Annotated in this window: 7 protein-coding genes; 3 read left to right on the top strand and 4 right to left on the bottom strand. The window is 71.5% G+C overall.

Features of this window, described 5'->3' with window-relative positions; genetic code table 11:
* Both VF697_RS16990 and VF697_RS16995 read right to left on the bottom strand, forming a co-directional pair.
* Nucleotides 1-353, bottom strand: a 353-nt coding sequence (locus VF697_RS16990) for a DUF488 domain-containing protein (RefSeq protein ID WP_331096245.1), incomplete at its 3' end; no start/stop codon positions are given.
* A 56-nt stretch (nucleotides 354-409) separates the two neighbouring features.
* Nucleotides 410-1,195, bottom strand: a complete 786-nt coding sequence (locus tag VF697_RS16995) for an SAM-dependent chlorinase/fluorinase (protein WP_331096247.1) — start codon at nucleotides 1,193-1,195, stop codon at nucleotides 410-412.
* Between the two features lie 102 nt (nucleotides 1,196-1,297).
* Between VF697_RS16995 and VF697_RS17000 the strand changes: the two genes are divergently transcribed.
* A complete protein-coding gene (locus VF697_RS17000; protein ID WP_331096249.1) occupies nucleotides 1,298-2,305 on the top strand; it encodes an FAD-dependent oxidoreductase in 1,008 nt (335 codons plus the stop codon).
* Nucleotides 2,295-2,687 (top strand): DUF2750 domain-containing protein, encoded by a 393-nt coding sequence (locus tag VF697_RS17005; RefSeq protein ID WP_331096251.1) that lies wholly within the window; start codon nucleotides 2,295-2,297, stop codon nucleotides 2,685-2,687. Before VF697_RS17000 ends, VF697_RS17005 begins: the two co-directional genes overlap by 11 nt.
* 15 nt (nucleotides 2,688-2,702) lie before the next feature.
* Here VF697_RS17005 and VF697_RS17010 read toward each other — a convergent pair whose 3' ends face one another.
* Nucleotides 2,703-2,936: a hypothetical protein gene (locus VF697_RS17010; RefSeq protein WP_331096254.1), complete on the bottom strand. Its 234-nt coding sequence runs from the start codon at nucleotides 2,934-2,936 to the stop codon at nucleotides 2,703-2,705.
* An 86-nt stretch (nucleotides 2,937-3,022) separates the two neighbouring features.
* Between VF697_RS17010 and VF697_RS17015 the strand changes: the two genes are divergently transcribed.
* Entirely contained in the window at nucleotides 3,023-3,406 is a 384-nt protein-coding gene (locus VF697_RS17015; RefSeq protein WP_331096255.1) for a DUF3565 domain-containing protein, read from the top strand.
* On the opposite strand, the gene VF697_RS17020 is transcribed toward VF697_RS17015, so the two are convergent.
* A partial coding sequence (locus tag VF697_RS17020; RefSeq protein ID WP_331096257.1) for a serine/threonine-protein kinase occupies nucleotides 3,389-6,088 on the bottom strand: 2,700 nt, incomplete at its 5' end. The two genes, VF697_RS17015 and VF697_RS17020, sit on opposite strands and share 18 nt — an antisense overlap.

Consider the following 6,088-nt stretch of genomic DNA (forward strand, 5'->3'; position numbering starts at 1 on the left):
AGCCCCTGGGCGAACTCGTCGGTCCGCATGTAGTCCGCGTAGCCTCGGAAGCTGCGGTTGCGCCACGCGCCGTTGGGTGAGTCCTTGCTCGTGCGCCGCAAGCCCCCGAGCCGTGGCAGGTGGACGTACCGGAGGTCCTCCTTCGCGAGCGTCTTCGGCAAGGTGTCCTGGTTGAACTGGGGATTGGTGCGCGAGCGGGGCACCGTGCGGATGTCCACGAGCGTCTGGATGCCGTGCGCGTGCAGCAGCTCCACCAGCTCCTCCGCCGAGCGGGTGGAGTGGCCCACCGTGTAGATGTGGGCCTTCGCCCAGCCGGGTGCCTTCCGTCTTGGCTGCTCCATCCCCATGCGCATGGCTCCTCCGTGGACAAGCTGGGCACGGAGCCGCTCGACGGGAAGGGAAGACGGAGTCAGGCCGGCTCGATGCGCACGCGCGCGCCCCGGCCCACGCCGAGCACCTCGGCCGCGCTGCCGTCCCGCACGGACACCTCCAGCAGCCCCGCGCTGCCCACGAGGGAGAGCGGTTCACCGGAAGTGACGACCTGGTAGTGCGCGTGGGGCGCGCCCTCGATGACCGTGGTCCCGAGGTGCACCCGGAAGCGCGCCGGCAGCACCGCCCCGGGGAGGTTGGTGATGAGGTTGCCGTAGGTGTCCACGTGGAGGACCTCGCCTACCGGGAAGCCGTCCTCCTCCATGGGCGGTGGGAAGGAGAAGGGCGACTCCAGGTGGTGCAGCGTCGAGCCGAGCTTCTCCAACGCAACGCCCGTCGCCAGGTGCCCCACCACCGGCGCGAACAGGTCCCTCCCGTGGAACGTCCGCGACGTGCGCGGGCCCCAATACGCGGGCTCGGTCAGCTCGACCGCCATGGCCAGCCCTCCGAGCTGCTCGATGGCCGGCACCAGCAGTCCGTTGTCCGGACCCACCAGCACGTCTCCCCGCCGCGTCCGTGCCGCCACGGCGCGTCGCGTCGAGCCCACGCCGGGATCCACCACCGCGAGCTGCAAGGAGCCCTCGGGGAAGGCCTCCACCGCGCTCCACAAGAGGAACGCACCGCCCCTCACGTCCTGGGCGGGCACCGCATGCGTGAGGTCCACCAGGACCGCCGTCGGAGCGACCCGCAGGAGCGCCGCCTTCAGCTGGCCCACGTAGGTGTCCGTCAGGCCGAAATCCGTCAGCAGACCGATGAGGGGAGGCATCGCCGGAGAAGATACCCCCACCCCTCGCGTTCATGGAGGGAGGGGGGCATTCACGCTTCCGACCTCATCCGCGCTAGAACTGGGAATTGCCCCCTGTTCCCCATGCACGTCGTCATCCTCGGTTGTGGAGTCTCCGGCCTGTCCTGTGGTGTTCGGCTGCTTGAAGCCGGTCACACGGTGGAACTCTGGGCGCGCGAGCAGCCCCCCCACACCACATCCGATGTCGCGGCGGCCGTCTGGTACCCCTACCGCGCATTCCCGCAGGAGCGCGTCACCGCCTGGGCCGGTCGCACCTTCGACGAGCTGTGCGCGCTCGCCACCCGCCCTGACACCGGCGTGCGCAACGTCCTGGGGCTCGAGCTGTTGCGCGAGCATGCTCCCGACCCGTGGTGGCGCTCGTGCGTGCCCGACTTCCGCCGCGCCACTCCCGCGGAGCTGCTCCCCGGCTACGTGGATGGCTTCGTCTTCACGGCCCCCGTCATCGACATGCCGCGCTACCTCCCCTACCTGCTGGCGCGCTTCCGCCAGCTCGGGGGCTCCATCCATCCGCGCGAGGTGCGTTCGCTGGACGAGGCCTGGGCGGCGGCTTCGCTGGTGGTCAACTGCACCGGCCTGGGCTCGCGCTCCCTGCTGGGGGACGAGACGCTCTTTCCCATCCGCGGCGAGGTGCTCCGCGTGGCGCCGCTCCCGGTGGAGCGCTTCCTCCTCGACGAGGACGAGGCGCGCGGCATGACGTACATCATTCCCCGCACCCACGACTGCATCCTCGGCGGCACGGCGGAGGAGGGGAACGCCTCGCTGGAGCCCGACCCGGCGCGGGCCGAGGCCATCCTCGCGCGCGCGGCGCGGCTGCTCCCCGAGGGCACCCGCATCCACGTGCTGCAACACCTGGTGGGACTGAGGCCCGGACGGCCCTCGGTGCGCCTCGAGGTGGAGCGGGTGGGGGAGCGGTGTGTCATCCACAACTATGGACACGGGGGCGCGGGCGTGACGCTCTCCTGGGGTTGTGCCGAGGAGGTGACCTCGCTCGTCGGGGAGGTTGCCCGTGGCGAGGCCCATGTCGGACCGGTGATGAATCCTTCGAGGATGGGGAGGACGAATGGAACGTGAGCAGAGCCAGGAGCGCATGCAGGCCGTGCTGCGGTTACCCGCGGCCCGCCGCTATTCGTACTTCCTCCAGCGCGTGGTGGAGTCCGGCGAGGTGTGGGGACTCGATGGCGAGGGCTGGGCGCTCGCGCTCGACGACGACGGGCGGGACGTGCTGCCCCTCTGGCCCGCGCCCGAGTTCGCCGCCCTCTGCGCCACGCGGCTGTGGTCCGGCTTCCAGCCCCGCCCCATCAAGCTGCAGGAACTGATGAACAACGTGCTGCCGCAGCTCGCCGAGGAGGGGATGCCGGTGGGCATCTTCTTCACGCCGGAAGGGCAGGGCCATCCGGTGTCGGCTGACGAGCTCATCGATGCCCTGCGCGCGGCGAGCGGCCCCTCCGTCTAGAGGACTCGCCCTGAGTCAGGGGGTACTCGGACGGTGCGGGGGCTGCCTGCGCTTCGACAGCTGGAAGGAGAAGACCGCGAAGGCCGCCGCCGCCACCATGAGCACCGCCACCCAGTACCAGAGCGCGGGGCTGCTCAGGACATAGTGGTCCTGTCGTTGGCTGTCGGAGGGAGGCGCGGTCTGCGCGAGCGCCATCATCGGTGCGAGCAGGTACAGCATCCAGGCGGGGAGCGTGCTCAGTTTCTTCATGACCCTGGAAAGCTGGGCATGTGTTCCGAGACGCACAAGACGGAGGTGCCCCGTTGCCTGGGTGCTCTCCAGAGGAGCCGGCGCCGATGAAGCAGCCCATCACGGGATTCCACCTCGACAGTGAGAGCCACTGGGTCGCCGACCTCGCGTGCGGCCACCGGCAGCACATGCGCCATACCCCGCCGTGGATGGAGCGCCCGTGGATCCTCACCGAAGAGGGACGGCGCAGCCGGCTCGGCGTCGAGCTGGAGTGCCAACGCTGCGACGAAGTCGGCCGCGCGGTCGCCGAGGCCGTGCGCGAGGCGCTGGTGTCGGCGGCCCGGCAGGCCCATGAGGACGCGGGCTTGAGCGGCCTGTGCGCCGAGGGCCGTTGGGAGCTCGCGCTGGACGCGCTCGGTACGACGGAGCTCACGCCGGTCATCCTCCGCGCGCTCGCCCGCGCGAGCGAACCTTCAGGGAGGGGCGGATAGCGCCGTCGGTACCGGTGGGGCCGCGGGGGTTGCCGAGGTCCGGTGCTTCAGCAGGGCGTCGAGCTGGGCCAGCTCGATGGCATGGAGAACGGGCGCGCGGGAGTAGGTGGTGCGCGCCTCCAGGGCGAGCGGCAGGGCGCGCTCCGGCTGACCGGCGTCCATGAGGGCGCGGGCCAGGATGGACTGGACGATGGCCACGTACTCGGCGCGTCCCGGCCGGTTCTCGACGACCTGGAGCGCGTGCTCCAACAGGGGGATGGCCTCGGAGACCCTGCCCAGCTTCCACAGCGCGTAGCCCTTGCCGGCCAGCACCAGGGCCCCGGCGGGCGTCTCCAGGTCCGTCTTCTGGAAGCGGGCCAGCACCTGCTCGAGGTGCACGAGCGCGCGGGCGGGCTGTCCCAGCTCGATATAGGTGCTGGCGATGTCCTGGCGGACGAGGGACGTGTTGTAGTGCTCGGAGCCCAGGTACTTCTCGCGCAGCTCCAGGGCCTGCTGACGCAACCGGAGCGCCTTGTCGTACTGGCCGCGCACCGAGTGGAGCGTCGCCAGCCCGAGCATCGCCTGGGTGTAGACGTGCTCGTGCTGCCGCGGGTCCTTCTTCACCAGCTCCAGCACCCGCTGGAAGGTCTGCTGCGACTGGGTCAGCCGCTCCAGGGACATCTGCGCATCGGCCACCCGCACGAGCGCCTGCAGCGTGTCCGTGCTCTCCGCGCCGGTGCGCTCCTGGAACAGGCGCGCGGACTCCTCGTAGTGCTGGAGGGACTCGGCGTCCCGGCCCTCCTCGCTCTCGAGGTCTCCGTAGGCCAGGTGGAAGTGCGCCCACTCCTCCGAGCCGGGTCGGTAGGCCTGCTGGCCGATCTCCTTCATCCGGTCGAGCACGCGGCGCGCGTCGGCGAGCCGCCCCTGCATGAGGTACCTGTTCGACAGGTTCGACAGGGGGTGGGTGAGGAAGGGGTGGGTGGGGCCGAGGTTCGTCTCCCCCATGCGGACGAGCGCCTCGAAGGCTCTGATCGAGTCCTCGATGCGGTCCAGGTTGCCCAGCGCGGCCAGGGAGTTGGTGGCGTAGCGCAGCGTCGTCGCGTTGGCGGGGCCCAGGTGCTGCTCCGCCAGGGCGAAGGCCTTGTCGAAGGCCTCGTAGGCCTCGGCGAAGTTGCCTTGGTTGTAGAGCGAGATGCCCCGGTTGTTGTGGTAGATGGCCCGCAGCTCGCCATTCTCCCCGAGCCGGTCGAGCGAGGCCCGCGCGAAGTGCTCCCAGCGGTCCTCCTCCTCCTTGGGCCCGCGGTAGCTGTAGTAGCCCATCAGCCGCACGCTGGCCGCCGTGGCGATGGTGTCGTGCCGCGAGGCATGCGCGAGCCACAGCGCCTCGGTGAGCAGCGGGGTGACGCCCTGGCTCTCCCCGGAGATGATCTGCGTCCAGGCGCGCATGAAGAGGGCCTCGGCGTGGACGGGCCCGTAGCCGAGCGTCGCCGTCTTCTGCGCCACCGCCGTCGCCAGCTCCAGCGCCTCCTTGTACTTGCCGGACTCGGTGTGGGCCTTGACGCGGGCGAGCTGGGCGCGCGCGGCCTCCACGGCCTGGCGGGTGGCGGTGTCCTCGGGCGGCTTCACCTCGGCCAGCAGGGCCTCCACGTCCGCGCAGCCGCGCAGGGGGCGCAGGGCGCTGGCGGCGGAGATGGCCTTCTCCACCACGGTGGCGTTCGCCTCGGTGAAGACCTCGGTGAGCGCGGCCAGCTCCTGCCGGCGGCCCTCCAGGCACGCCATGCGCAGGGACATGACGGCCTCGGACTGCTCTCCGCGGATCCGCGTGGCCTCGCAGGTGTCCTGGTGCATGCCCGTCCACGCCGCGGTGTACGTGTTCAGGGCGTCGCGCACGCGCGTCCAGGTGTCCCCGGCATAGCTCTGCTGGGTGCCGAGGAAGGCCTTCTCGACGGCGGCCTGGCGCGGCGCGTCCCAGATGCCCACCAGCTTCGCCTGGACGCCGGTGCACAGGCTCGCCTTGCGCTGGTGCCAGGTGCTCCAGGCCAGCACGCCCGAGCCGGTGACGAGGAGCAGCAGCGCCGCGACGGCCAGCCAGCGGCGGCGCACCTGGGCGGGGTCCCTCTCCAGGGTGGCTAGCAGCGCGTCCAGCGAGGGGTAGCGGGCCTCCGGCGCGGTGCTGAGGGCGCGCAGCAGGGCGCGGTGGATCCACGGCGGAACGCGGGAGTGGGACGGCGGGGGATTGATGAGGCCCGCCAGCACCTTCTCCTTGCGCTCGCTGGAGGAGCGGCCCTCGAAGGGGCGCTCGCCGTAGAGGGCCTCCCACAGCGACACGGCGAAGGAGAACTGGTCGCTGCGTGCGTCCGCGGTGACGCCGCGGAACTGCTCGGGCGCCATGTAGGCCGGCGTGCCCAGCACCGCGCCCTTCTGCGTCAGCTCCAGCTCCAGCAGGCTGTGCGACTTGACGGGGCTGGTGCTCGGGGCCGGCGGGGTGTCCTCGGCCAGGGGCTCCGGGGGCGCGTCATGGGTGCGCGCCAGGCCGAAGTCCGTCACCCGGACGCGGCCGTCCTTGCCCACCAGCACGTTGGTGGGCTTGAAGTCGCGGTGCACGAGCCCCGCGGCGTGCGCGGCGGCCAGGCCCCGGCCCGCGGACAGGAAGGCCGCGAGGATCTCCCGCTTGCCGCGCGGCTTCTCCTGCAGCCACTGCAG

This window comes from Archangium sp. (assembly GCF_036388035.1).
Classification (GTDB): domain Bacteria; phylum Myxococcota; class Myxococcia; order Myxococcales; family Myxococcaceae; genus Archangium.

Excerpts from the sequence above, each read along its gene's own strand:
- VF697_RS17010 (WP_331096254.1), bottom strand. The coding sequence starts at position 2,936 with ATGAAGAAACTGAGCACGCTCCCCGCCTGGATGCTGTACCTGCTCGCA.
- VF697_RS16995 (WP_331096247.1), bottom strand. The coding sequence starts at position 1,195 with ATGCCTCCCCTCATCGGTCTGCTGACGGATTTCGGCCTGACGGACACC.
- VF697_RS17015 (WP_331096255.1), top strand. The coding sequence starts at position 3,023 with ATGAAGCAGCCCATCACGGGATTCCACCTCGACAGTGAGAGCCACTGG.
- VF697_RS17005 (WP_331096251.1), top strand. The coding sequence starts at position 2,295 with ATGGAACGTGAGCAGAGCCAGGAGCGCATGCAGGCCGTGCTGCGGTTA.
- VF697_RS17000 (WP_331096249.1), top strand. The coding sequence starts at position 1,298 with ATGCACGTCGTCATCCTCGGTTGTGGAGTCTCCGGCCTGTCCTGTGGT.